Source organism: Celeribacter sp. ULVN23_4 (genome assembly GCF_054788345.1).
Genome location: NZ_JBTVYO010000003.1, coordinates 284,818 through 309,636 on the forward strand (window position 1 = coordinate 284,818; position 24,819 = coordinate 309,636).

23 protein-coding genes are annotated in these 24,819 nt (G+C 61.0%); 14 read left to right on the forward strand and 9 right to left on the reverse strand.

Going from position 1 to position 24,819, the window contains the following annotated elements:
• Nucleotides 1-38: 38 nt before the first annotated feature.
• Nucleotides 39-2,711, reverse strand: coding sequence for a type I DNA topoisomerase (topA, locus tag ACYBHZ_RS10210; protein ID WP_460274170.1), 2,673 nt, complete (start codon nt 2,709-2,711; stop codon nt 39-41).
• Nucleotides 2,712-2,871: 160 nt separating this feature from the next.
• Here topA and ACYBHZ_RS10215 point away from each other — a divergent pair, with 160 nt between their 5' ends.
• Entirely contained in the window at nt 2,872-3,327 is a 456-nt protein-coding gene (locus tag ACYBHZ_RS10215; protein WP_460274171.1) for a hypothetical protein, read from the forward strand.
• A 9-nt stretch (nt 3,328-3,336) separates the two neighbouring features.
• On the opposite strand, the gene dprA is transcribed toward ACYBHZ_RS10215, so the two are convergent.
• Both dprA and tldD read right to left on the reverse strand, forming a co-directional pair.
• Complete coding sequence (gene dprA, locus ACYBHZ_RS10220; RefSeq protein ID WP_460274268.1) at nt 3,337-4,476, reverse strand: DNA-processing protein DprA; 1,140 nt, start codon at nt 4,474-4,476, stop codon at nt 3,337-3,339.
• 200 nt (nt 4,477-4,676) lie between these two features.
• Nucleotides 4,677-6,098, reverse strand: a complete 1,422-nt coding sequence (tldD, locus tag ACYBHZ_RS10225; RefSeq protein ID WP_460274172.1) for a metalloprotease TldD — start codon at nt 6,096-6,098, stop codon at nt 4,677-4,679.
• Nucleotides 6,099-6,275: 177 nt separating this feature from the next.
• On the opposite strand from tldD, the gene coxB reads away from it, so the two are divergent.
• From coxB to ACYBHZ_RS10275, 10 genes are all read left to right on the forward strand, one after another.
• Complete coding sequence (gene coxB / locus ACYBHZ_RS10230; protein ID WP_460274173.1) at nt 6,276-7,163, forward strand: cytochrome c oxidase subunit II; 888 nt, start codon at nt 6,276-6,278, stop codon at nt 7,161-7,163.
• Nucleotides 7,164-7,277: 114 nt separating this feature from the next.
• Nucleotides 7,278-8,216 carry a heme o synthase gene (gene cyoE, locus ACYBHZ_RS10235; RefSeq protein ID WP_460274174.1) on the forward strand — a complete coding sequence of 313 codons (939 nt, stop codon included), beginning with the start codon at nt 7,278-7,280 and terminating at the stop codon, nt 8,214-8,216.
• 1 nt (nt 8,217) lies between these two features.
• Complete coding sequence (locus ACYBHZ_RS10240; RefSeq protein ID WP_460274175.1) at nt 8,218-8,379, forward strand: hypothetical protein; 162 nt, start codon at nt 8,218-8,220, stop codon at nt 8,377-8,379.
• The gene (locus ACYBHZ_RS10245) at nt 8,379-8,960 is read left to right on the forward strand and encodes a cytochrome c oxidase assembly protein (RefSeq protein ID WP_460274176.1); all 582 of its coding nucleotides are present in this window, start codon (nt 8,379-8,381) and stop codon (nt 8,958-8,960) included. The genes ACYBHZ_RS10240 and ACYBHZ_RS10245 overlap by 1 nt, the downstream gene beginning before the upstream one ends.
• A gap of 78 nt (nt 8,961-9,038) precedes the next feature.
• Entirely contained in the window at nt 9,039-9,854 is an 816-nt protein-coding gene (locus ACYBHZ_RS10250) for a cytochrome c oxidase subunit 3 (RefSeq protein WP_460274177.1), read from the forward strand.
• 74 nt (nt 9,855-9,928) lie between these two features.
• Nucleotides 9,929-10,609 (forward strand): SURF1 family protein, encoded by a 681-nt coding sequence (locus ACYBHZ_RS10255; protein ID WP_460274178.1) that lies wholly within the window; start codon nt 9,929-9,931, stop codon nt 10,607-10,609.
• 12 nt (nt 10,610-10,621) lie between these two features.
• A complete protein-coding gene (thrC, locus tag ACYBHZ_RS10260) occupies nt 10,622-12,004 on the forward strand; it encodes a threonine synthase (RefSeq protein ID WP_460274179.1) in 1,383 nt (460 codons plus the stop codon).
• Nucleotides 12,001-13,260 carry a M16 family metallopeptidase gene (locus ACYBHZ_RS10265; RefSeq protein ID WP_460274180.1) on the forward strand — a complete coding sequence of 420 codons (1,260 nt, stop codon included), beginning with the start codon at nt 12,001-12,003 and terminating at the stop codon, nt 13,258-13,260. Before thrC ends, ACYBHZ_RS10265 begins: the two co-directional genes overlap by 4 nt.
• On the forward strand, nt 13,260-13,850 hold the full coding sequence (locus ACYBHZ_RS10270; protein ID WP_460274181.1) for a GNAT family N-acetyltransferase: 591 nt from the start codon (nt 13,260-13,262) through the stop codon (nt 13,848-13,850). Before ACYBHZ_RS10265 ends, ACYBHZ_RS10270 begins: the two co-directional genes overlap by 1 nt.
• 152 nt (nt 13,851-14,002) lie before the next feature.
• Nucleotides 14,003-15,415, forward strand: coding sequence for an FAD-binding oxidoreductase (locus ACYBHZ_RS10275; RefSeq protein ID WP_460274182.1), 1,413 nt, complete (start codon nt 14,003-14,005; stop codon nt 15,413-15,415).
• Nucleotides 15,416-15,571: 156 nt separating this feature from the next.
• Here the strand turns inward: ACYBHZ_RS10275 and ACYBHZ_RS10280 are convergent, their stop codons facing one another.
• Nucleotides 15,572-16,102: an adenine phosphoribosyltransferase gene (locus tag ACYBHZ_RS10280; RefSeq protein ID WP_460274183.1), complete on the reverse strand. Its 531-nt coding sequence runs from the start codon at nt 16,100-16,102 to the stop codon at nt 15,572-15,574.
• Between the two features lie 5 nt (nt 16,103-16,107).
• Nucleotides 16,108-16,992 (reverse strand): S-methyl-5'-thioadenosine phosphorylase, encoded by an 885-nt coding sequence (locus tag ACYBHZ_RS10285; RefSeq protein WP_460274184.1) that lies wholly within the window; start codon nt 16,990-16,992, stop codon nt 16,108-16,110.
• Between the two features lie 168 nt (nt 16,993-17,160).
• On the opposite strand from ACYBHZ_RS10285, the gene ACYBHZ_RS10290 reads away from it, so the two are divergent.
• Nucleotides 17,161-18,771, forward strand: a complete 1,611-nt coding sequence (locus tag ACYBHZ_RS10290) for a SulP family inorganic anion transporter (RefSeq protein WP_460274185.1) — start codon at nt 17,161-17,163, stop codon at nt 18,769-18,771.
• Nucleotides 18,772-18,854: 83 nt separating this feature from the next.
• On the opposite strand, the gene ACYBHZ_RS10295 is transcribed toward ACYBHZ_RS10290, so the two are convergent.
• Nucleotides 18,855-19,439: a flavin reductase family protein gene (locus ACYBHZ_RS10295; protein WP_460274186.1), complete on the reverse strand. Its 585-nt coding sequence runs from the start codon at nt 19,437-19,439 to the stop codon at nt 18,855-18,857.
• Nucleotides 19,440-19,545: 106 nt separating this feature from the next.
• Here ACYBHZ_RS10295 and ACYBHZ_RS10300 point away from each other — a divergent pair, with 106 nt between their 5' ends.
• Complete coding sequence (locus tag ACYBHZ_RS10300; RefSeq protein WP_460274187.1) at nt 19,546-20,037, forward strand: GNAT family N-acetyltransferase; 492 nt, start codon at nt 19,546-19,548, stop codon at nt 20,035-20,037.
• 15 nt (nt 20,038-20,052) lie between these two features.
• The gene (locus ACYBHZ_RS10305) at nt 20,053-20,823 is read left to right on the forward strand and encodes an EcsC family protein (protein ID WP_460274188.1); all 771 of its coding nucleotides are present in this window, start codon (nt 20,053-20,055) and stop codon (nt 20,821-20,823) included.
• A gap of 25 nt (nt 20,824-20,848) precedes the next feature.
• Here the strand turns inward: ACYBHZ_RS10305 and ptsP are convergent, their stop codons facing one another.
• The 3 genes from ptsP to ACYBHZ_RS10320 all read right to left on the reverse strand — a co-directional run bounded on the left by ptsP (nt 20,849) and on the right by ACYBHZ_RS10320 (nt 24,725).
• Nucleotides 20,849-23,101 carry a phosphoenolpyruvate--protein phosphotransferase gene (gene ptsP, locus ACYBHZ_RS10310; protein WP_460274189.1) on the reverse strand — a complete coding sequence of 751 codons (2,253 nt, stop codon included), beginning with the start codon at nt 23,099-23,101 and terminating at the stop codon, nt 20,849-20,851.
• Nucleotides 23,102-23,284: 183 nt separating this feature from the next.
• Nucleotides 23,285-23,536 carry a DUF4260 family protein gene (locus ACYBHZ_RS10315; protein ID WP_460274190.1) on the reverse strand — a complete coding sequence of 84 codons (252 nt, stop codon included), beginning with the start codon at nt 23,534-23,536 and terminating at the stop codon, nt 23,285-23,287.
• Nucleotides 23,490-24,725 carry an aspartate kinase gene (locus tag ACYBHZ_RS10320; RefSeq protein WP_460274191.1) on the reverse strand — a complete coding sequence of 412 codons (1,236 nt, stop codon included), beginning with the start codon at nt 24,723-24,725 and terminating at the stop codon, nt 23,490-23,492. The genes ACYBHZ_RS10315 and ACYBHZ_RS10320 overlap by 47 nt, the downstream gene beginning before the upstream one ends.
• Between the last annotated feature and the right edge of the window lie 94 nt (nt 24,726-24,819).

Genomic DNA, 24,819 nt, shown 5'->3' on the forward strand with positions numbered 1-24,819 from the left:
CTTGCCAGCCGAACTGATCTTGCCCTGTGGGGAGGGGATCAGTCCTGATCTTCAGCCTTCGATTTCGCGGCCGGTTTCTTGGCTGCGGTCTTTTTAGCTGTGGTCTTCTTGGCGGGCGTCTTCTTCGCCGCTGCCTTTTTCGGGGCCGCTTTCTTGGTGGTTTTCTTGCCACCTTTGGCCGCCTTTTCGGTGATCAGCTCGACGGCCTGCTCCATGGTCAGGTCTTCGAGTTTTACGTCTTTCGGCAGCGTCGCATTCACCTTGCCCCATTTCACATAGGGGCCATAGCGCCCGTCCAACACCTGAACCGGGCCGCCTTCTTGTGGGTGCTCGCCCAGCTCCTTGAGCGGTTTCGCCGCCGCGGAGCGTCCACGCCCCGGATTGTTGCGCTTCTCGGTGATCAGCTCCACCGCGCGGTTCATGCCACATTCGAACACGTCGTTCGGGTCCTTGAGGTTGGCGTAAACCGGTTTTGCCTCATCCGGCAACTGGTGCATCAGATAGGGGCCGAAGCGACCGAAGTTCGCCTTGATCATCCCACCGTCCGGGTGCTCGCCGATCTCGCGGGGCAGGGACAGAAGCGTCACGGCTTTCTCTAGGTCCATGTCATCTTTCGACCAGCCCTTCGGCAGCGAGGCGCGTGGCGGCTTCTTGTTCTCCGGCGTCGGTTCGCCGCGTTGGACATAGGGGCCAAAGCGACCGGACTTGAGCCAGATCTCGTCGCCATTGTCTTCGCCCAAAACGCGCTCGTCGCCCTCTGCACCTTCGCCCGCGATGGGGCGGGTGTAAGTGCATTCCGGGTAGTTCGAACAGCCCACGAAGCCGCCGGTGCGCGAGGTTTTGAGATGCAAAGACCCGTTGCCGCATTTCGGACAGATGCGCGGATCAGAGCCGTCTTCGCGCGGCGGGTAAAGCTGCGGTGCGAGCGCATCGTCAAGCTTATCAAGCACTTCGGAGATGCGCAGGTCCGAGGTTTCCTCGATCGCTGCGTGGAAGTCGCGCCAGAAACGCGCCAGCACTTCCTTGTAATCCATGTCGCCTGCGGAAATCTCGTCGAGCTGTTCTTCGAGATTGGCGGTGAATTCGTAGCCGACGTATTTGCGGAAGAAGTTCATCAGGAAGATCGTAACGATCCGGCCCTTGTCTTCCGGGATCAGGCGGTTCTGTTCCTTGCGGACATATTCGCGATCCACGATGGTCGAGAGCACGGAGGCATAGGTGGACGGACGCCCGATTCCCAACTCTTCCATACGTTTCACCAGCGTCGCCTCGGTGTAGCGCGGCGGCGGGTTGGTGTGGTGTTGCAGGCCCAGAACGGCGTCTTCACCACCCAGAACGGCCTCTTTTTCGGCGGCCTGACCTTTCAGACCACCGGCAACGCGTTTGAGCGCATCGCCCTCGGTGATCTGCGGCAGGCGGCCTTCGTCATCCTCTTCGACATCGTCGCGGCCCTCGGTGTAGACCGCCATGAAACCGTCGAACACCACGACCTGACCGGTGGCGCGCAGAACGACCTCGTGGTCATCGGAGGTGATGTCCACGGTGGTGCGTTCGAGCTTTGCACCTTCCATTTGCGAGGCGACGGTCCGTTTCCAGATCAGATCGTACAGCTTGCGCTGATCCGCATCGCTCAGGTTCAGCTTGTCCGGCGCGTTGAACATATCCGTCGGGCGGATACATTCGTGCGCTTCCTGCGCGTTTTTGGCTTTGTTCTTGTAGATGCGCGGGGAGGCCGGGACGTATTTGTCGCCGTAACGATCCTTGATCGCATCGCGGGCCTGCGCCACGGCTTCGGGCGCCATGTCGATCCCGTCGGTCCGCATATAGGTGATGAGACCGGCTTCGTAGAGACGTTGCGCCGCGTTCATTGTCTGGCGCGCGCCCATGCCGAATTTCCGGCTGGCTTCCTGCTGAAGCGTTGAGGTCATGAACGGCGCGGAGGGGTTACGAGAGCCGGGTTTGGCCTCGACCGTCGCGACTTTCAGAGCGCGGGAGCTGACCGCTTGCACGGCCATTTCGGCGCTCATGCGGTCTTTCAGATCGAACTTGTCGAGCTTCTTGCCGGACAGCTGGGTCAGGCGCGCCTCAAAGCTTTGACCGCGCGGGGTTTCCAGCAGCGCCTTGACCGACCAGTATTCTTGCGCGTTGAACGCTTCGATTTCCTGTTCGCGCTCGACGATCAGACGCAGGCACACGGATTGCACACGGCCCGCCGAGCGCGCGCCCGGCAGTTTGCGCCACAGCACTGGCGAAAGGTTGAAGCCCACAAGGTAGTCGAGCGCCCGGCGCGCCAGATAGGCGTCGACCAGCGGCACATCGACTTGGCGGGGGTGTTTCATCGCTTCGAGAATGGCGGGCTTGGTGATCGCGTTGAAGGTCACGCGGGACACGGCGGTCGATTTCTTGATCGCGCGGCGTTTGGTGAGCGCTTCCTGCAAGTGCCAAGAGATGGCTTCCCCTTCGCGATCAGGGTCAGTTGCGAGGATCAATGCGTCATCGTCTTTGAGCGCATCGGCGATGGCTTTGACGTGTTTGCGCGAGTCCGCGCCCACTTCCCACTTCATGTCGAACTCATTGTCGGTGTCGACAGAGCCGTCTTTCGGCGGAAGGTCGCGGACGTGGCCGTAAGAGGCGAGGACGGTGTAATCCTTGCCAAGATACTTGTTGATCGTTTTGGCCTTCGCGGGGGATTCGACGACAACAACTGGCATGGACGGTCCTTGGATTTAACGGGATTCTGTAAAACTGGGGCTTATGGCGGCGGAAAATGGGGTCAGCAGGGACGGAATGTCAATGCAAAGCACGGATTATTGTTCCCATGCTGCCCGCTTTTCGAAAGAGTTACTCGCGTAATTCGTTTTGGAGATCTGTATGCGTGCCCTGTTTTTGCCCTTCATTCTTTCTTTTGTCATTCCGGCGTTGGCTGAAGCGCAAAACTGGTACGAACCTGCACGCGGCAGTCAGGAACGCGGGCAGATCATGAATGCTCTGCGTCCGGTGGTCGAATGGCAACTGGGCGCGCCCGTGGAATTCGTCGTGCAGCAGTTGCGCGCTTCTGAGGACCGCGCCTTTGCCATTGTCGTGCCGCAGAGGCCGGGCGGCGGGCATATCGACATTCGTCAGACTCCCATGGTGCGTTTTTTCGGAGATGATCCCTATTTCTATGAAGAAGTCGGGGGCATTGATGTGGTTGCCTTTCTGATCCGCGAGGGCGATCAATGGGCGGTGGTCGATCACAGTATCGGGGCGACGGATGTGTGGTTTGCGCGTGAGCCCTATTGCACGGTCTTTCCAAATGTTCTGACTGGCTATTGCCCGTTGCCGTGACATTTCGCGTTAGCCGAGCGCCAGCAGCCCGCCGGGTTTGCGAAAGATTCGTCCCTCAAGTTCGAGCGTAAGAATCTCCGAGCTGATCCGTTCCGGCAAAGCGCCGATGTCGCGGATGAGATCGTCCTCGGGCAGAGGGCTTCCCGAGAGGCGAGACAGAATCTCAGCGTGTAGGGCGGCGTGATCGACCAGATCGCGTGTGTCGGGTGGCGCTTCCGGCACTTGTATCGCCATCTCCGGCGTCTCCATTGCGGTTTGCGCCAGTGGCGAGGCCCCGGCCAGCGCGTCGATCACATCGCGCGCGCCACGAATGAGCGTGGCCCCGTCGCGCAGCAGCAGATTGCAGCCCGCAGAGCGCCCGTCAAAGGGATGACCGGGCACGGCCATGACCTCTCGCCCCTGATCGAGCGCGTTGCCCGCCGTGAGGAGCGAACCGGAGCGCGCAGCGGCCTCGACCACAATCGTGGCGCGGGCCAGCCCCGCGACGATACGGTTGCGCATCGGGAAGTGACGGGCGAAGGGTTTCATGCCGAAGGGCTGTTCGGAGATCAAAAGCCCCCGCTCCGAGATGGCATGATAGAGGGCGGTGTTCTCCGCCGGGTAAATCTGGTCCAGCCCACCGGCAAGAACTGCGATCGTGCCACTGTCCAGCGCGGCGTCATGGGCGGCTGCGTCGATGCCCCGCGCGAGGCCGGAGGTGATGGCAAAGCCTTCCGCCCCCAATTCGCGGGACAGAGAACGAGCGAACCGTGTGCCAAGCGATGAGGCATTGCGTGCCCCGACCACGGCCAGCGCCGGGCGTTCCAACAGGGAGAGGTCGCCCTTCACCCAAATAGCAGGCGGGGCGTCTTCGATCAGGGCGAGCAGGGCAGGGTAGTCGGCATCTGGGCGCAGGATCAACCGCGCGCCGAGTTTGCGACCGTTGCGCAATTCGGCCTCAACAACGCCTTTCGGACAGGTTTGATAGTCTGTCACACCTGCGGCTTGGGCGATCTCAGGCAGGGCCTTGAGCGCATCGCGGGCGGAGCCGTGTTCCTGCATCAATCGGTAAAACGTGCTGACGCCAACGCGGCGGGAGCGCAAGAGCCGAAGCCAGTCAGCCCGATCTTCCTCTGTGTGGGGTGGGGTGAGGGGGTGGTGGGAAGGGATAAACTCCAATGAACCGACTCTCTCCGTCTCTTGCCCCCTCAGAATCTCCTAAAATGGTTAATGAGCCGTTACCGAATTTTGAAAACTTCAGATTTTGCGCGCGTCGACTGCATTTTTCTGACGGGAGAGGGGCGGAGGACGAAAAAGGGCGGTGTGATCCGCCCTCGATCCTTCGTCTGTCATTGCCGCTAAGGCGCGGTTCAAGCGCCGGAGCCGCCGACGGTCAGACCACCGATCAGCAGGGTCGGTTGCCCCACGCCCACCGGCACCCATTGCCCGGCCTTGCCGCAATTACCGACGCCGGGATCGAGCGCCATGTCATTGCCAATGGCGCGCACATGTTTCATCGCGGTCGCCCCATCGCCGATCAGCGTCGCACCTTTGACGGGCGCGCCGACGCGGCCTTTCTCGACGCGGTAGGCTTCGGTGCAGTTGAATACGAACTTGCCGTTGGTGATATCAACCTGCCCGCCGGAGAAGCCGACCGCGTAAATCCCGTCATCCATGCCGGAGAGAATTTCATCGGGGGCCATGTCGCCGCCGAGCATATAGGTGTTGGTCATCCGCGGCATTGGCGCATGGGCGTAGCTTTCGCGCCGCCCGTTGCCGGTGGGGTTCACGCCCATGAGGCGCGCGTTCTGGCGGTCCTGCATGTAGCCGACAAGAATGCCGTCCTCGATCAGAACGGTTTTGCCGGAGGGCGTGCCCTCGTCATCGACAGAGATGGACCCGCGCCGGTCCGGGATGGTGCCGTCATCGAGAATGGTGACGCCTTTGGCGGCGACCTGCTGGCCCATGAGACCGGCAAAGGCAGAGGTTTTCTTGCGGTTGAAATCGCCTTCGAGCCCGTGGCCGACGGCCTCGTGCAACAGCACACCCGGCCAGCCCGGTCCAAGCGCCACGTCCATGACGCCCGCAGGGGCGGGGACCGCATCGAGGTTCACGATCGCGATACGCAGGGCTTCGCGCGCCACGCCTTGCCAGTGATCCGGCGCGATCAGCCCCGTGAGGCCAAAGCGCCCACCGCCGCCCGCGTTGCCGCTTTCGCGCCGCCCGGCCTGTTCGACGATGACGGAGATCGACAGCCGTGCCATCGGGCGCACGTCGGAGACCAGCCCGCCTTCGGGGCGCAGGATGAAGACTTCCTGATGCGAGGCGGCGAGGGAGGCCGTGACCTGCACCACGCGCGGATCGAGATCGCGCAGGTAGGCGTCGATCTCGCGCAGCGTGTCGATCTTGACGTTGAAGGCCGCGCCGTCGAGCGGGTTCTCATCCGTGTAAAGTTTGACATTTGTGGCGCGCGGCGGCTCTGCCATCGTGCCGCCCCCGTCACCCACTGCGAGACGCGCGGTTTCTGAGGCGCGGCGGATGGCGTCTTCGGAGATTTCCGTGGAATGGGCGAAGCCTGCGGTCTCGCCCTTCACCGCGCGCAGCCCAAACCCTTCGGAAGCGTCATAAGAGGCGGTGCGGATGCGGCCGTCATCAAGCACCAAGCCTTCGGAGGTGCGGCGCTCCAAAAACAGTTCGCCGTCATCCGCGCCCGCGACGGCCTCGCGCAATACGGCGCGGGCCGCGTCGATGTCGAGGGTGCTTTGGAAAGGGTCGAAGGGTGCAGAGGCCACTGAAATTCTCCTTTTATACTTGATCGAAACGGAAAAACCGTACCAAGATGAAGTGAGCTTCCCGGTTTCGATAAGCCTAATATGGGGTTTGACGGGGGAGACTCAAACGAAAACGCACCCGCAAAGCCGGGGCACGCACATTGGGGACAGCCCCTGATGCGACATGGGAGGAGAACTATGCGCGCATACCCGATCAGGACCGCATTTGCGGCCCTTTCTTCGGCTATTCTGATCCTGCTATCGACCCCCGTCGGGGCGGTGGCGCAGGAAAAGGTTCAAGATCAAGGTGAGCTTCTCGGCGCGCCGGTCAGCGGCAAGATGGGCTTTCAGCCCGCCGCAACCGAGCTGGCCCGTGATCTTCAGGGGCTGGATCACATGATCCTCCTGATCATTGCGGCGATTGTCTTGTTCGTGACCGGTCTGATCCTCTGGGTGATCGTTCGCTACAACAGCCGGACCAACAAAACGCCCAAGACCTTTACCCACAACACGCCGGTCGAGATTGCATGGACGCTGATCCCGATTGTGATCCTTGTGGTGATTGGGGCCTTCTCGCTTCCGGTGCTGTTCAAGCAACAGGAAATCCCGGAAGGCGACATCTATATCAAGGTCACGGGCTATCAGTGGTTCTGGGGCTATGAATACACCGATGAGGAGATTGCCTTCGACAGTTTCCTCTTGCCGCGCGAGGAACTTGCCTCACATGGGTATAGCGATGATCTCTATCTCTTGGCGACGGACACCAAGGTCGTCGTGCCGGTCGGTAAAACCATCGTGATGGGCGTCACGGGCGCGGATGTGATTCACAGTTGGACGATTCCCGCGTTTGGCGTGAAACAGGATGCTGTGCCGGGCCGGGTGGCGGAACTTTGGTTCAAACCTGAGAAAACCGGCACTTTCTTTGGCCAGTGTTCCGAGCTATGCGGCAAAGATCATGCCTTTATGCCGATTACGGTGCAGGTTGTGACCCAAGAGGCCTATGACGCTTGGCTTATTGAGGCCAAAGAGCTTTACGCCGCCACGGATTTGGGGCAAAGCACGGTGAAATTGGCTTTGGCTGACTGAAATCGACACGAATTGGGATGTGGCCGGGATGTCTAGGCGCCTCAGCCATGTCCGAAAATTCCCCGACAGAGGTGAAAACACCCGTCCGGGCGCACAACTCAGGTGAAAGACGCGATGACTGACGCGACAGTAGTATTAGATGATGGCCGTGATGCGGAATTTGGCGATTACTTCGCCTTGTTGAAGCCGAGGGTTATGTCTCTTGTCGTGTTCACGGCCTTCGCCGGGCTGATCGTTGCGCCGGGCGGCATCCACACGTTCCTCGGCATCTTCGCCGTGCTTTGCATCGCCATCGGCGGCGGGGCCTCCGGGGCGCTGAACATGTGGTACGACTCGGACATTGACCGGGTGATGAAACGCACCCAGACGCGCCCGATCCCGGCTGGCAAGGTGACGCGCGAGGAAGCGCTCGGGCTTGGCGTTGGCCTGTCCGGCTTTGCCGTGGTCATGCTCTATCTGGCGACCAACTGGGTCGCGGCGGCGCTTCTGGCCTTCACCATCTTCTTCTATGTCGTGATCTACACCATGTGGCTGAAACGCTCGACGCCGCAGAACATCGTGATCGGCGGCGCGGCGGGGGCCTTCCCTCCGATGATCGGCTGGGCGGCTGTGACGGGGGACATCACCCTGTCTTCCATTCTGATGTTCATGCTGATCTTCATGTGGACGCCGCCGCACTTCTGGGCGCTCGCGCTGTTCATGAACTCGGATTACGACAAGGCGGGGGTTCCGATGCTGACCGTGACCCACGGCAAGCGCACGACCCGCAATCACATCCTTGTCTACACCATCCTTCTGGCGGGATTCGCCGCTGCGATGTTCGCGACGCCGCTGGCGGGCTGGTGCTACCTTGTGGTCGCCATCGTCATGAACGGGCTGTTCCTGCGCGGTGCGGTTGTTCTTTGGCGTCGCGATGAGACCGAGGCCGAGGCGGACAATTACAAAGCTGAGCGCGCTTTCTTCAAGCTGTCGCTCGTTTACACTTTCCTGCATTTCCTCGCGCTGATGGGCGACAAGGCCCTGTTCGCGCTCGGGGTCGGAGGACCGTTCTGACATGGCAATCACCAGACTGCATGAGCTTCACACACGCCGCCGGTCCCGCAATTTGGGGCTGGGTCTGACGCTCGGGCTTCTGGTGGTCTTGCTGATGGGGCTGACCGTGGTGAAAGTCACCATTCTCGATCCCGCTCAAATGGCGCAGGAGGGCTCGCCCTGATGGCGCTTGGAGGTCCACAAAAGACCGTGCTCAAACTTGTCGGTGTCGTCACCGTCATGGGCGCGCTCGCTTGGGCCTCCGTTCCGCTCTACAGCTGGTTCTGCGCCGTCACCGGGTTTGGCGGCACCACGGATGTGGCAGAGACCGGCTCCGATGTGATCCTCGACGAGACGATCAAAATCCGTTTTGATGCCAACACCGACCCGGATATGGCCTGGGCTTTCAAACCCGTTGAAAACGTCATGGAACTGCGTATCGGCGAGACCGGGCTGGCGTTCTATGAGGCTTACAATCCCACCGACCGGGTGATCGCAGGCACGGCGTCTTACAATGTCGCGCCCTATGAGGCCGGCGGCTTTTTCACCAAGATCGACTGTTTCTGCTTCACCGAACAGGTTCTCGCGCCCGGCGAACGGGTGCTGATGCCGGTGACCTTCTATGTCGATCCTGAGATCACGACGGACCGGGATGCGAAATTCATTCATCGCATCACCCTGTCTTACACGTTCCACGAAACCGATCTGCCCGAGGATTACGCCGCACTGGAGAGCGGTGCTGAGAGGGAGACCGGATTGAATTAAACGCTTCGCCGCCGGAGGAGAGATTGGCGGCGAAAGACGGATAAAGCCCGAACGGGCAGGCTCTGGGAGGAGACGCATATGTCGGAACATACGGCACATCAGAAGAACCACGATTATCATATCATCGACCCGTCACCTTGGCCGCTGATGGCGGCGGTATCAGCCTTCATCATGCTGTTCGGCGCGGTGATGTGGATGGCGAACGATATGCCGTGGCTGTTCTTTGTCGGGCTGGTCGGCACGCTTTACGTGATGTGGAGCTGGTGGGGCGACACGATCCGCGAGAACGCGGCGGGCGATCATACGCCGGTGGTCCGGATCGGCCTGCGATATGGGTTCATCATGTTCATCATGTCGGAAGTGATGTTCTTCGCGGCGTGGTTCTGGGCGTTTTTCAAGAACGCGCTCTACCCGATGTACACCTATCAGGGCACCGAATACGTCAAGCCGGAGATCATCCCGATTGATGCGTTCCATCTGCCGCTGATCAACACCGTGCTTCTGCTGCTCTCCGGCTCGGCGGTGACATGGGCGCACCATGCGCTTGTGCATGGCAATATCCGCAAGGATATCGTGGCTGGTCTGGCGCTCGGCATCGGTCTCGGGGCGACGTTCACCATGTTCCAAGCCTATGAATATTACGAGCTTTTCGTGCATGAGGGCTACACGTTCGGCGGCGATTTCTTCTACGGTTCCTTCTTCATGGCGACGGGCTTCCACGGCTTCCATGTGATCATCGGCACGATCTTCCTGACGGTCTGTCTGGTGCGGGCGATGCGCGGCGATTTCACGCCGGAGAACCACGTCGGCTTCGAGGCCGCCGCATGGTATTGGCACTTCGTTGACGTCGTGTGGCTTTTCCTCTTTGTCGTGGTCTATATCTGGGGGCAGTAAGCCCCTGAGTGTGCTGCAATGAAGACAGGTAGGGAGACTGGGCGCATCTTGCGCCCCGTCGTATCGGAGACACCATGATCCGACGCATGATCTTTCCTCTGGTGATCGGGATCGCCGGTTGCGCGATCCTCATCGCGCTCGGCACATGGCAGCTCAGGCGGCTGGAGTGGAAACAGGGCGTCTTGGCGGAGATTGAGGCCAAGATCGCCGCTGCGCCCGCGCCATTGCCTGCGGAGATTGATCCATCGATGAAATATCTGCCCGTCGTGGTCTCTGGAGAGATCGGGGCGGAAGAGTTGCATGTGCTGGTGTCCCGCAAGCAAGTTGGTGCGGGCTATCTCATCATCGCGCCTTTCGTGACGGAGGACGGGCGACGCGTGCTTTTGGATCGCGGGTTTGTACCGGACGAGGCCAAGGACGCGCTGCGAGATGCGGCGCGGAGCGCGGGGGCGGTGACGGTGACCGGAAATCTGCATTGGCCGGATGATATGAACAACTCCACGCCCGCGCCCGACATGGGGCGGAACATCTGGTTTGGGCGTGACATCCCCGCCATGGCGGCGGTTTTGAAGACCGAACCCGTGCTGATCGTGGCGCGCGAAAGTACGGGAGAGGGCATCGAACCGATGCCTGTGGGCGTCGAAGGCATCCCGAATGACCATCTTCAATACGCAATGACGTGGTTTTCGCTTTGTATTGTCTGGTTAGGGATGACTCTTTTCCTTCTGTGGCGTATCAGGGCGCGAACGATCTAACGAGCGGACCAAATGCGTTATATTTCGACCCGTGGCCAAGCGCCGGTGCTGAATTTCGAAGAGGCCATGCTGACCGGCCTCGCTTCCGATGGCGGGCTCTATGTGCCTGAGACCATTCCGACCCTGAGCGCGGAGGACATCGCGTCTCTGGCGGGGCTGTCCTATGAAGAGGCGGCGTTCAAGGTGATGAAGCCGTTTATCGGCGAGACCTTCACCGACGAAGAGTTCAAAGAGATCATCGCCAAGGCTTATGCCGGGTTCAAACACGACGCCCGCGCGCCTCTGGTGCAGCTTGGTCCGAACCATTTCCTGCTGGAGCTGTTCCACGGTCCGACGCTGGCGTTTAAAGACTTCGCCATGCAGCTGATCGGCCAGTTGTTTCAGGCGGCTCTGTCGCGCTCCGGCAAACGTGTGACCATCGTGGGCGCGACCTCCGGCGACACCGGCTCCGCTGCGATCGAGGCTTTCAAGGGCCTCTCCAACGTCGATGTCTTCATCCTCTTCCCGCATGGCCGGGTCTCAGATGTGCAGCGTCGCCAGATGACCACGCCATCTGAGGCCAACGTCCACGCGCTCGCCGTCGAAGGCGATTTTGACGATTGTCAGGCTGCGCTCAAAGAGATGTTCGCCGACCACGATTTCCGCGATGGCGTGAAACTCGCTGCCGTGAACTCGATCAACTGGGCGCGGGTGCTGGCGCAGGTGGTATATTACTTCACCTCTGCCGTCTCCCTCGGTGCGCCGCATCGCAAAGTGTCCTTCACCGTGCCGACCGGCAACTTTGGCGATATTTTCGCGGGCTATATCGCGAAACGCATGGGGCTTCCGATCGAGAAACTGGTGATCGCGACGAACCAGAACGACATTCTGCACCGCACCATGGTGACGGGCGCTTACACGAAAGAAGGCGTGACGCCGTCGATCTCGCCATCGATGGACATTCAGGTCTCCTCGAACTTCGAGCGCGCCCTGTTTGATGTCTACGACCGTGAAGGTTCTGCGATTGCCCAGCTCATGGACGAGCTGAAATCCGGCTCTTTCGCGATCTCCCAAGGCGCGATGGACCGCCTGCGCGAGACCTTTACCTCTGGGCGTGCCTCGGAGGAGGAAACCAGCGCGACGATCACCGACATGTTCGCGCGTACTGGCGAAGTGCTCTGCCCGCACACGGCTGTCGCGGTGAAGGTCGGCGAAGAGAACCTCTCGGACGTGCCGATGATCTCGCTCTCCACCGCGCATCCGGCGAAATTCCCGGCGGCGGTCGAAGCGGCTTGCGGCGTTCATCCGGAACTGCCGCCGCATATGGCGGACCTGTTCGAGCGCGATGAGCGCTTCACCGTGGTGCCGAACGATCTTGAAGGGCTGAAAGCTCTGGTCAAGGAGCGCCTCGCTTGAGCCCCCGCATTCACACCCTGTCCAACGGTTTCCGCATTGTGACGGAGCTGCAACCCTCGATGCAGTCCGCCTCCATTGGCGTCTGGGTCATGGCGGGCGGACGTCACGAGCGCCTTGAACAGAACGGCATCGCGCATTTCCTTGAGCATATGGCGTTCAAGGGCACGGAGCGCCGCACGCCTTTGGAAATCGCCGAAGTGCTTGAAAACGTGGGTGGGTATCTCAACGCCTACACCTCGCGCGAGGTCACGGCCTATTACGCGCGGGTGCTCAAAGACGATGTGTCTCTGGCGCTCGATGTGATCGGGGATATCGTTCTTAACCCGATTTTCGATCCGAAAGAGCTTGAACTTGAGCGCGGTGTGATCCTCTCGGAAATCGGGCAGGCGCTGGACACGCCGGACGATGTGATTTTCGACTGGTTGCAGGAAGCGACCTACCCGAAACAAGCCCTAGGCCGCACCATTCTCGGCCCCGCCGAGCGCGTGCGGAACTTTAGCCGGGACGATCTCGCAGGCTTTGTCGAAGAGCATTACAGCCCCGAGCGTATGGTGCTGTCTGCCGCTGGCAATATCGATCACGACCGGATTGTCGCCGAGGCCGAGGAGATCTTCGGCGGCCTCAAACCGCATGGCCGCGATCATGCCGATCCGGCGATCTTTCAGGGCGGCGAATATCGCAAGGTCAAGAAACTCGAACAGGCGCATTTCACGCTGGCCTTTGAGGGCCCGGCCTATCGCGACGAAGACATCTATATCGCGCAAACCGCGACCACCGCGCTGGGCGGCGGCATGTCCTCGCGCCTGTTTCAGGAACTGCGCGAAAAGCGCGGTCTGTGCTACACGATCTACGCGCAATCGGGGGCCTATTCCGACACCGGTCTGACCACGATCTACGCGGGCACCTCCGGCGATCAGATCAAGGATCTGGCGGAAGTCACCATCGACGAGATGAAGCGCGCTGGTTCCGAGATGACCATGGTCGAAGTGGACCGCGCGCGGGCGCAGATCAAGGCCGGGTTGCTGATGGGGCTGGAAAGCCCGTCGTCGCGTGCCGAGCGCAATGCGCGCATGATCGGCATCTGGGGACGGGTGCCGTCGCTTGAGGAAACCGTCACGCGGATCAATGCTGTCACGCTTGATAACGTGCGGGATTTCCTTGTGAAAACCGGTATGGGCCGGGCGTCCATGGCGCTTTATGGTCCGGTCAAATCCGCCCCTGAACTGGAGCATCTGCGCGAAAGGTTCGCCGCCTGATGCTCAAGCGCCGTCCGAAGGTTAGGATTGATACGGAGCGCATGGTGCTCCGCCTTCCGCAGCATTCGGACTACCGCGCTTGGGCGGGGCTTCGCGACGAGAGCCGCGATTTTCTACAGCCGTGGGAGCCGACATGGTCGGTGGATCACCTGACGCGCAAAGCCTTCACCAATCGGGTGTTCTGGGCAGAGCGGACGTTCAAGGGGGATACGGGCCTCCCGGTCTTCCTGTTCCGCCGCGAAGACGATGCGCTTTTGGGGGCTTTGACGCTCGATAACATGCGCCGTGGCCCGGCGCAGGCGGGGACCATCGGCTATTGGATCGGCGCCCGTTATGCCCGTCAGGGCTATATGAAAGAAGCCATTGCTGCCGTTGTGCATTATGCCTTTACCAAGCTTGATCTGAGCCGGATCGAGGCGGCTTGCCTGCCGGAAAATGCGGCCTCTCGCGGGGCTTTGGAAAAGGCGGGCTTCAAATATGAAGGCGTCGCGCAATCCTATCTTCAGATCAACGGGCGCTGGCGCAATCATGTGCTTTATTCCTCACTCCGTCATGACCGACGCGGGCCGACGGATATCGGATTGGCCTAAAACAGACCCGAAAACGTCCCTGAATTTTGCTCTGAAATCGCTGTCGGCAAAGTGTCGGACTTGCGTCGGACTTCTGTCGGCCCCCTTGCGCGCGTGCTGCTTCTTTCCGTGTCCGCTGCTTTGGGCTACATCAGGGGCGAAGGAGCCTTCCGATGACCCAGCCTGCCACGCCCGAATTCCTCGACACGCTTGAAAAGGCCCTGCCGCCCGGAACGCTGCGTGAGCGTCGGGCCGGGGAGTTGGAAGACCCGCGTGGACGTTATCACGGTCAGGCGGCGGTGATTGCCTGTCCCCAAGAGGTCGAGGAGGTCTCGACCATCGTGCGGCTTTGCAATGAGGCCGGTGTGGGCATCGTGCCGCTTGGCGGCGGCACCGGGTTGGTGCTGGGCCAGATCGCCTTTGAGGGCGCGGCACCTGTGATCCTGTCGATGGAGCGGATGAGCAAAATCCGTGCGGTCTACCCGGAAGAGAACATGATCGTTGCGGAGGCCGGGGCGATCCTTGCCGATGTGCAAAACGCGGCGGAAGAGGCGGGCCGCTTGTTCCCGCTGTCTCTGGGCGCGGAGGGGACCTGCCGGATCGGTGGGAACCTTTCGACCAATGCGGGTGGGCTCAATGTGTTGCGTTATGGCAATGCGCGTGAGCTGTGCCTCGGGATCGAGGCGGTGCTGCCGGATGGGCAGATTTTCCACGGGTTGAAACGGCTGCGCAAGGACAACACGGGATATGACATCCGCAACCTGCTGATCGGGGCAGAAGGGACGCTTGGCGTGATTACCGCCGCCGCGCTGCGATTGTTCCCGCGACCGGAGCATAATGCGGCGGCGATCCTTGAGGTTCCGTCTCCGGCGGCGGCGCTGGCGCTTTTGAACATGGCGCAGGGCATTGCGGGGGAGGGGATTTCCGCGTTCGAGTTGATCTCCGGTGTGGGGTTGGATTTTCTGTCCGAGACCGTGCCCGACATTCGCCAACCGTTCGAGACGCATCCGGAATGGTGTGTTTTCATCGATCTGGGCGTGTCCGGCGGGGCGGACCCGGACGAGATGCTCGCCACACTGTTCGAGCGGGCGTTTGAGGTCGGACTGGTGAGCGACGGGGTGATCGCCCAGAGCGAGGCGCAACGGCAGGAATTCTGGACCCTGCGCGAGACAATCCCCGAAGGCAACAAGCGGATCGGCTCGATTTCCTCGCATGACATTTCGATCCCGCTGTCGCGCATTGCCGCGTTTATCCCGGAAGGAATTGAGCGCTTGTCTGTGCTCGGGGATGTGCGGGTGAATGCGTTTGGCCATCTGGGCGACGGCAACCTGCATTATAACGTCTTCCCGGCCAAGGGGCGGAATCGGTCGGAATATGAGAATATCCGGCTTGAGGTGAAGCGCGTGGTGCATGATCTCGTTGCCGAATATGACGGCTCGTTCAGTGCCGAGCATGGCGTCGGACGGCTCAAGGCCGAGGATTTGGAGCGCTATGGCGATCCGGCCAAATTGTTTGCAATGCGGGCGATCAAGGCGGCGCTCGATCCGAAGGGGATCATGAACCCCGGCGCTGTTTTGCGGGGGTGAAAACGCGCGGGGTGGAGGGGGAACCCCATGCTTGGCGTCCGTTCTGCGCATGAAATAGCGCCCTGACGGTGATCAGGGCGCTGGATGTGCTCAAAGCTGCGAAGTCGGTCCGGCCCGCACGAGAACAGGGCTACATCCGGGACGCTTCAGAAGCGCTTACAGCCCCTCGAACTGGCACAGGGCGTGGATGTCATAGCCCAGATCATCAAGCCGTTTGCGGCCGCCAAGCTCCGGCAGGTCCACGATAAAGGCGCAGCCGACGATCTCGCCGCCGAGACGCTCGACCAGTTTGATCCCGGCCTCTGCCGTCCCGCCTGTGGCCAAAAGATCGTCCACCACGAGAATTTTCTCACCCGGCAGGATCGCATCGTCATGCACTTCCACGACGGCCTCGCCATATTCGAGCTTGTACTCTTCGGAGATCACCGCGCCGGGCAGTTTGCCCTTTTTGCGGATCGGGACGAAGCCAATCGACAACTGGTGCGCGATCGCGCCGCCGAGGATGAACCCGCGCGCCTCAAGCCCGACGACCTTGTCGATCTGCATGCCGACGTAAGGATCGAGCAGCTGGTCGATGGCAAGCCGCATGCCGCGCGGGTCAGCGAACAACGTGGTGACATCGCGGAACAGAATGCCTTCATGTGGGAAATCGACGATGGTGCGGATGTAGTCTTTGACGGTTTTCATCTTTGTTATCCTTTCAACACCCGCCCAGCGACGGTGGTCAGTTTCTCTACCACGGCCGGATCGCGTTTCTCGGGGGCGGTCATGATTGCGTACTCCAGCGCCCGGTCGCAGCCATGGGGGCAGGGCTCATAGGTGCCGCCCAACAGGCCGGGAAGCGCCGCGACCAGCGATTTGGCGTGGGCCGTGTTGGCCTTGAGCGTCTTGATGATATCGGTGATCTGCACGGCGCCGTGGTCCGGGTGCCAGCTGTCGTAATCGGTGACCATTGCGATGGAGGCGTAGCAAATTTCCGCCTCACGGGCGAGTTTGGCCTCCGGCATATTGGTCATGCCGATCACATCGCAGCCCCAGCTTTCGCGGTACATTTTGCTTTCGGCAATGGAGGAGAACTGCGGGCCTTCCATGGCGAGGTATGTGCCGCCCATATGGACCGCGACGCCCGTGGAGCGGGCAGCCTCGTAAGCAATGCCAGACAGGCGTTCGCAGACCGGATGGGCGACAGAGACATGCGCGACGCAGCCGGTGCCGAAGAAGCTCTTCTCGCGCGCGAAAGTTCGGTCGATGAACTGATCCACGATGACAAAATCGCCGGGCGCCATTTCCTCGCGGAAGGAGCCGACGGCGGAGACGGAAAACAGGTCCGTGACCCCCATCTGTTTCATCGCGTCGATATTGGCGCGGTAATTGACGGTCGAAGGGGAATGGACATGGCCGCGCCCGTGACGGGGCAGAAATACCATTTTGATGCCCTCAAGCGTGCCGGTCAAAAGCGCATCAGATGGATCACCCCAAGGCGTGGAAACCGTCTGCCAGCTGGCATTCTCCAGCCCGTCAATCTCATAGACGCCCGAGCCGCCCATCACCCCGATCACACGCTGTTGCTCTGCCATGCTGATGCCTCCTTGATTGCGCGCGCCAACCTTGCGGCGCTGCGGCGAAGGGCGCAAGGGGCAATGCGCCACAGTCAGAGCTTCCTTGGTCTTCACAGGCTTTCGCAAACACAGCAAAGCCGTTATAGAGCCATTAACCGCACAAATCCTGACATCTGGGGGACACCCGTGATCCAATCCGCGCTCGCAAGTTTTGCGAAGAACCTCTCCATTACCTCCTCGCCCTCCTATCCGCTGACGCCGAAGCAGATCAAAACCGATCTGTTGTCGGGGCTGACCGTTGCCCTGGCGCTTGTGCCCGAAGCCGTGGCCTTCGCCTTTGTTGCCGGGGTGAACCCGCTCGTTGGCCTCTATGCCGCTTTCCTGATGGGGCTGATCACCGCGCTGATCGGGGGGCGTCCGGGGATGATTTCCGGGGCCACCGGCGCGATTGCCGTGGTGCTGGTGAGCCTTGTTGCGGAGCATGGGGTTGAATACCTCTTTGCCACCGTGGTGCTCATGGGCGTGCTGCAAATCCTCGCGGGGATTTTCCGGCTCGGGAAATTCATCCGTCTGGTGCCGCATCCGGTGATGCTGGGCTTTGTGAACGGCCTCGCCATCGTGATTTTCCTCGCGCAGATGACGCAGTTCAAAGAGCCGGGGGCGGATCATTACATGTCCGGTCTGCCTCTGATGATCATGCTCGGACTGGTCGGGTTGACCATGGCTGTGGTGCATTTCCTGCCGAAAGTTACCAATATCATCCCCGCGCCGCTGGCCGGGATTCTTGTGACTGCCGGTGTGGTGATCGCCTTTGGCATCGACGTGCCGCGTGTGGGCGATATGGCGACGATCAAGGGCGGGCTGCCGCAGTTCCATATCCCTGCCGTGCCGATGTTTGAGAGCATGGACAGCTTTGTCGCGACGCTGAAAATCATCTTCCCCTATGCGCTGATCGGCGCGGCTGTGGGCCTTATTGAGAGCCTTCTGACCCTCAATCTCGTGGGCGAGATCAAGGGCGAGCGCGGCGGCGTGTCTCAGGAATGCGTGGCGCAAGGCACGGCAAACCTCGTCACCGGCTTCTTCGGCGGCATGGGCGGTTGCGCCATGATCGGTCAGTCGATGATCAACGTGAAATCCGGGGGCCGTACGCGGCTTGCAGGCATCACGGCTGCGGTCTTCCTGCTGCTGTTCATCGTGGTGGCCTCTCCGCTCATCGAGCAAATCCCGCTCGCGGCCCTCGTGGGCGTGATGTTCATGGTCGTGATCGGCACGTTTGCGTGGAACTCCTTTAACGTCATGCGCAAAGTGCCGCGTGTGGACGCGTTCGTGATCGTTTTGGTGACCGTCGTGACTGTGTTCGAAGACCTCGCCGTGGCTGTGGTCGTCGGTGTGATCGTCTCGGCGCTGGCCTACGCATGGCAGAACGCCTCGCGCATCCACGCCAAAACCTACGACACGCCGGAAGGCGCGAAGGTCTATCAAATCCAAGGCCCGCTGTTCTTTGGCTCCGTTGAAGGTTTCCTCGAAATGTTCGACCCGGCGCACGATCCTTCGACGGTTATCGTGGACTTCGGCGACAGCCGTGTTGCCGACCAATCCGCTCTGAACGCCATTGAAAGCCTTGCCGCAAAATACGAGGCGCAGGGCAAGGAAATCCAGCTGCGCCACCTGTCGCGGGACTGTCACCAGCTCCTGAAAAACGCAGGGCACCTGATGGTCGAGAGCGACGACGACCCGGAGTACCAGATCGCCACGGATTATTCCGTGCGCACCGGGGTGCTTGGTGCGGGGCACTAAGGCGGATTGTTCGATAAAGACAAGAAAAGGGGCCCGCGCGGCCCCTTATTCGTTTCCTTTGCTGGAAAAATACTCAGCGAAGATCAGTCGTTCGGCCGCGTCAGTTCGAAAACTTCTTTCACTTCCGCATAGTCGCGATAGCCGAGACGCGACAGCATACGCGCGTGGACGACATCGAACCGTCCGTCGATGACACAATCCTCGCGCATGTGGACGCCAACGACCTCGCCGAAGACCGCGTAGTTTTCCTTGCCCTCAAGCTGCACGATCTGGGTGACTTTGCACTCCAGAGAGGCCGGGGCGTCTTCGACCCGCGAGCAGGCGATTTCGCGGCAGGGGGCGCGAAGCGCACCGGAATGGGAGAACTCATCTTCTTCGAACCCGAGCGCCTCGGAAGAGGCGTTCATCACCGCGATCTGATTGGCGCCCACGAGATTGACGCAGAACTCCCGAGTTTCGCGTAGATTGCGCAGGGAATCCTTAGCGCCGACGGTGGAAAACATCACCTGCGGCGGGATGTAGGCGACAGCGTTGAAGAACGAGTAGGGCGCAAGGTTTTCATGCCCGGAAGATGAGCGGGTGGAGATCCAGCCAATCGGGCGGGGGGAGACGATGGCATTGAACGGGTTGTGCGGTAGGCCGTGACCGTCTTCGGGGCGGTAGAACATGCTGTTTGGTCCTCTTGTACGCGTTGCCCCTCATGTAGCGTCGTGATAGCAGGATTTCGAGCAAAACCAGCATGCTGCACGGCATGCAGTGAGAAAAGAGGCAGACGTGTACAAGCTCGACGTGGAAACGGCAGAGGATTGGTGGGAGGTCGAAGCCCTCTATGACACCTGTTTTGCACCGGGACGCGAGCTTTTGTCCTCTTATCGACTGCGCGACGGCGTGCAGAAGGTTCAGGACTTGTGCCTGATCGCCCGCGATGAAAACGGGGTTTTGGCCGCAGCGATCCGATTCTGGCCGATCCGTATCGGGGCCGGAGAACACCGCGCGCTTTTGCTTGGTCCCATCGCCGTTCACCCGACCCGTCAGGGCGAAGGGCTTGGCGGTATGCTGATGAATGAAGCGATGGCCGAAGCCGTGCGGCTGGGCTGGGAACGGGTGATGCTTGTGGGCGATGCGCCTTATTACGCTCGGTTCGGCTTTGAAAAGCTCGATCACGTCCAGATGCCGCCGCCGACGAACCCGGACAGGGTGCTTGGCGTGGCGTTGCGTCCCGATGCGTGGAACGGGGTCGAGGGGCTTGTCCACAAGGACGACTGACCCCAAATATGAGGCATGACCAAAGATTTGCCGCCTCTCACCGATGGCACCCATGTGGTGCTGCAAGCGCCAACGCCTGAAGCGATCCGTGCTCTGGCACGGCGTCTCAAAAGGGCCAATCATCCCGGTATGCAGCTTTTGAACATGGTGGGCGGGACCGCCGACGGGCTTTTTGACAAATTGCCGGGCCCGGTGCGCGGCCAATTGGAAAGCGCGACCATGTCGGCGCTTGAGCTTGCCTTTGAAGGCGCGTCACGCGGGCGGAAACGGGTCAAGGGCAACACATGGCTGTCGCGCGCCGTAACCTCTGGTCTCGGGGCCGTGGGCGGGGCAGGTGGTTTGCCGACCGCACTGGCCGAGCTTCCCGTCACCACGACGGTGCTGCTCCACGCGATTCAGACCGTGGCCGAAGAACATGGCTTTGACCCGGAGCGCGATCACGTTCGCAAAGCCTGTATTCAGGTCTTTGCCGCCGCTGGTCCTTTGGAGGCCGATGACGGGGCCGATCTGGGGTTCCTCGCGGCGCGCACGACGCTGACGGGCACAACGCTCAACGGCATCATCGCGCGGGTCGCCCCGCGTCTTTCCGTGGTGCTGGGCCAAAAGCTTGCGGCGCAGACTGTGCCGGTGCTGGGCGCGGTGGCGGGGGCGGCGACGAATTACGCCTATACCGCCTATTATCAGGACGTGGCGCATGTGAGCTTTGGTCTTTTGCGCATGGCTGAGGACAGCGATCAGACCTTTGATCAGCTCAAAGAGGTGCTGCGTCAGGAGATGCAGCGGTAACGTCGCGGCTCAGAGAGCAGAGCGCTCAGGCTGTGAAGCCTTGTTGTGCCAGATGCGTGGACAAAGCCTCGCGCACGGATTGCGCTCCGGCGGCGGCGGCCTCATCAATGACGCGGGCCACGTCATCGAGATCGAGACGCCGCAGCATTGCTTTCACCGGGCCAATGGAGGCAGGGCGCATCGACAGGGTGCGCAGGCCCATCGCGGCCAGTGCCACAGCCTCCAGCGGACGCCCGGCATCCTCGCCACAGAAGGAAATCGGCGTGTCGAATTGATCGCAACGGGCGACGATTTGCCGGATGAAGCTCAGGAACGAATAGTTCAGCGTGTCGTAACGGCGACGCACGCGTTCGTTTTCCCGGTCGGCGGCGAAGAAGAACTGTTTCAGATCGTTGCCGCCGATGGAGATGAAGTCGGTTTCCTCGAAAAACGGATCGGGCGCGAAGGCCAGAGACGGGGTCTCAAGCATGGCCCCAACTTCGAGCGATGCGGGCAGGACATGGCCAAGTTTGCGTTCGCTTTCGAGCACTTTGGTGAGCATGGCTTTCGCCTCGCGGAACTCATCGAACTGCGCCACGAAAGGGAACATGATCGTCAGAGGGCGGCCGGAGGCCGCGCGGATCAACGCCTGAAGCTGCATCCGCATCACACCGCCTCGATCAAGCCCCACACGGATCGCGCGCCACCCCATCGCGGGGTTGGGCTCTTCCTGTGGCTTCATGTAAGGCAGCACCTTGTCGGAGCCGATATCGAGCGTGCGGAACACGACGCGCTTGCCTTGAGCGGCATCCATCACGCGGGCGTAGAGCGAGGCGAGCTCGGCGCGGCGGGGCACTTTATTGCGGATCAGGAACTGCAATTCGGTACGGAACAGGCCTACGCCCTCCGCCCCCGAGGTGGCCAGAGACGGCAGGTCGGCCATCAGCCCGGCATTCATGAGCAGGTTGATTTTCTTGCCGCAGAGCGTATGCGCCGGAAGGCCAACGAGACCCGCATAGCGCTTTTGCGCCTCGGCTTGCATCGCGATCTTGTCGCGGAAGGCGGTGGCGACCGTGTCTTCGGGGCGCAGGTGGACGATGCCCTGATCGCCATCGACCAGAATGGAATCGCCGTTGAGCGCCTCGGTGGAAATGCCCTCGGCATGGATCACCAAAGGAATGGCCCAGGCGCGGGCGACCACGGCGGCGTGGGAGCCAACGGAGCCCTGTTCCAGCACGATGCCCTTGAGGTTCTTGCCGTAGTCCAAAAGCTCGGCAGGGCCGATGTTGCGGGCGACGAGAATGGGGTTCTCCGGCATCTCGGCGCCGGTTTCCTTACCCTGACCGGTGAGGATGCGGAGCAATCGGTTCGACAGGTCGTCGAGATCGTGCAGACGCTCGCGCATGTAAGGATCGGGCACGGTCGCGAGGCGGGTGCGCGCGGCGGATTGTTCTTTTTCCACGGCGGCTTCGGCGGAGAGGCCGCGCTGGATGTCCTCCTCCATGCGGCGCATCCAGCCACGGGAATTGGCGAACATGCGATAGGCTTCAAGCACCTCGCGCTGATCTTTGTCTGAGGTTTCCACTTTGGCGAGCATGCTGTCGACGGAGATACGCAGCTTGTCGACGGCTTCGCGCAAGCGAAGGGATTCGGCGTCCGGATCGTCGGCCACCGGGTTGGTCACAACGACACGCGGTTCGTGCAAGTAGACATGGCCCTCGGCGACACCTTCCTGACCGGTCGCGCCGCGGAAAAGCACCGGGTGAGTGTGAAGCGCGGCCAGCCCGCCTTCCTCTCCGACGAAAGCGCCCAATTCGGTCATCTCGGCGAGCACCATGGCGACCACTTCGAGCGCGTAGACCTCGTCATCGGTAAAGGCGCGGGCCTCTTTCGACTGCACGACGAGCACGCCGAGGATTTCGCCAAGGCGCTGGATCGGCAGGCCGAAGAAGCTGGAGTAAATTTCTTCGCCGGTTTCCGGCATGTAACGGAAGCCCGGCTCTGACGGGGCGTCGGCGGTGTTCACCTGACAGCGGGTGCGTGCAACGCGGCCCACGAGGCCTTCACCGACCCGCATGCGGGTCTTGTGTACGGCTTCGGCTTTGAGGCCTTCGGTGGCGCAAAGCTCAAGCGTGTCCTTGTCGCGGAACAGGTAAATCGAGCAGACCTCGGTCTGCATGCTGTCGGCGATGAGATGGGTGATGCGGTCAAGACGTGCCTGTCCGGCACTGTCCTCAGCCAGAGTGTCCCTGAGCCGGCCCAGAAGCTTCCGGCTTTCGCTCTCCATGTTCTGTGGCATGTGTCCCCGCCGGTCCTCTCGCGCGCCTTGCTTTGGGCGTCTCTTCTTTAGAGCACAGATGTGGGGATTGCCCAGAGGAAATCAACCGCAGCTGGCGCTCTAATTCCAGATTTGCGTGGAAAAAGTGCAGAAAAATCCGTCAGTTGTGGATGCAGGTGCAGAATATTTTGCTGCATCTGCAATTTAAGGCTCGGATTTTCCGATGCGACCAAGAAGTGTGATCACAAAAGCTTCGGGAGATTTCAGCCCGTAGCCAAGCGCCCGGTCGAATCCCGCATGGGGAATCCTTCCGTTGTGGTCCCTGTCATCTGGGGGAGATCGGGCAAAAGAAAACCCCCGCCGGTGGCGGGGGCTTGGGAATGTTTGGCTTTGCTGCTTTGATCTGAGATCAGGCTTTGTCGAGCTCGAACGCGTCGTGCAGGGACTGAACCGCAAGCTCGGTGTATTTGCGGTCGATCAGCACGGAGATTTTGATCTCGGAGGTGGCGATCACCTTGATGTTGATGCCCTCGTCGCGCAGCACTTTGAACATTTTGGCGGCGACGCCAGATTGCGAGCGCATGCCAATGCCGACGAGAGAAATCTTGGCGACGTCCTTGTCGGAGATCAGCTCGCCGAAGTTCAGATCGCCTTTGGTTTTCGCCTCTTCGAGGGCAGCCGCAGCGCGGGTCACCTGATCCATCGGGCAGGAGAAGGTCATATCGGTGCGACCTTCTTCGGAGATGTTCTGAACGATCATGTCCACGTTGATCCCGGCCTCGGCCAGCGGGCCGAAGATCGCGGCGGCGATGCCCGGACGGTCAGCCACGGACAGAAGGGTCATCTTGGCTTCCTCGCGGGAGGCGGCAATGCCGGAGACAGGTTTGTTTTCCACGATATCCTCCTCGGCACAGATCAGCGTGCCGGCATTGGGGTTATATTCCTCGAAAGACGACAGAACGCGCAGGCGCACGCCGTAGCGCATGGCAAGTTCCACGGAGCGGGTCTGGAGCACTTTGGCACCGAGAGAGGCCATTTCCAGCATCTCTTCAAACGCGACTTTCTCCATCTTGCGGGCTTTCGCCTCGACGCGCGGGTCGGTGGTGTAGACCCCGTCCACATCGGTGTAGATGTCGCAGCGCTCGGCCTCGAAGGCGGCAGCGAAGGCCACGGCGGTGGTGTCGGAGCCGCCACGGCCCAGCGTGGTGATCCGGCCTTCGGGCGAAATGCCCTGGAAGCCCGCCACAACGGCGACTTTCATGCCTTCGCCGAATTTGGCGAGGATGTTGTCGGTCGGGATTTCTTCGATCCGGGCGGCGCTGTGTGCGGAGTTGGTCTTGAGCGGCACTTGCCAGCCCTGCCAGCTGCGTGCGGGCACGTCCATTTCCTGAAGCGTCAGGGCCATGAGGCCTGCGGTGACGTTTTCGCCCGAGGAGACAACGGCGTCATATTCACGCGCGTCATACATCGGCGAGGTCTCGTTCACGAAGCCCACGAGCTTGTTGGTTTCTCCCGACATCGCTGAAACCACGACGATCACGTCGTAGCCATTGGCCACTTCACGGCCGACGCGCTTGGCGGCGCGTTTGATTTTGTCGAGCGTGGCGACGGATGTGCCGCCGAATTTCATCACGAGAATTGGCATTTTTGCCCGGTTCCCCCGTCTCAAACTGGTCACGGTTCTCTAAGTGGCTTGCTGGCAAAGCGCAAGGGTGACGGGTCTTTGCGCGAGTATTTTT

Coding starts and splice junctions, on each gene's coding strand:
- topA (WP_460274170.1), bottom strand. CDS start 2,711: ATGCCAGTTGTTGTCGTCGAATCCCCCGCGAAGGCCAAAACGATCAAC.
- ACYBHZ_RS10215 (WP_460274171.1), top strand. CDS start 2,872: ATGCGTGCCCTGTTTTTGCCCTTCATTCTTTCTTTTGTCATTCCGGCG.
- coxB (WP_460274173.1), top strand. CDS start 6,276: ATGCGCGCATACCCGATCAGGACCGCATTTGCGGCCCTTTCTTCGGCT.
- cyoE (WP_460274174.1), top strand. CDS start 7,278: ATGACTGACGCGACAGTAGTATTAGATGATGGCCGTGATGCGGAATTT.
- ACYBHZ_RS10240 (WP_460274175.1), top strand. CDS start 8,218: ATGGCAATCACCAGACTGCATGAGCTTCACACACGCCGCCGGTCCCGC.
- ACYBHZ_RS10245 (WP_460274176.1), top strand. CDS start 8,379: ATGGCGCTTGGAGGTCCACAAAAGACCGTGCTCAAACTTGTCGGTGTC.
- ACYBHZ_RS10250 (WP_460274177.1), top strand. CDS start 9,039: ATGTCGGAACATACGGCACATCAGAAGAACCACGATTATCATATCATC.
- ACYBHZ_RS10255 (WP_460274178.1), top strand. CDS start 9,929: ATGATCCGACGCATGATCTTTCCTCTGGTGATCGGGATCGCCGGTTGC.
- thrC (WP_460274179.1), top strand. CDS start 10,622: ATGCGTTATATTTCGACCCGTGGCCAAGCGCCGGTGCTGAATTTCGAA.
- ACYBHZ_RS10270 (WP_460274181.1), top strand. CDS start 13,260: ATGCTCAAGCGCCGTCCGAAGGTTAGGATTGATACGGAGCGCATGGTG.
- ACYBHZ_RS10275 (WP_460274182.1), top strand. CDS start 14,003: ATGACCCAGCCTGCCACGCCCGAATTCCTCGACACGCTTGAAAAGGCC.
- ACYBHZ_RS10280 (WP_460274183.1), bottom strand. CDS start 16,102: ATGAAAACCGTCAAAGACTACATCCGCACCATCGTCGATTTCCCACAT.
- ACYBHZ_RS10285 (WP_460274184.1), bottom strand. CDS start 16,992: ATGGCAGAGCAACAGCGTGTGATCGGGGTGATGGGCGGCTCGGGCGTC.
- ACYBHZ_RS10295 (WP_460274186.1), bottom strand. CDS start 19,439: ATGTTCTACCGCCCCGAAGACGGTCACGGCCTACCGCACAACCCGTTC.
- ACYBHZ_RS10305 (WP_460274188.1), top strand. CDS start 20,053: ATGACCAAAGATTTGCCGCCTCTCACCGATGGCACCCATGTGGTGCTG.
- ptsP (WP_460274189.1), bottom strand. CDS start 23,101: ATGCCACAGAACATGGAGAGCGAAAGCCGGAAGCTTCTGGGCCGGCTC.
- ACYBHZ_RS10320 (WP_460274191.1), bottom strand. CDS start 24,725: ATGCCAATTCTCGTGATGAAATTCGGCGGCACATCCGTCGCCACGCTC.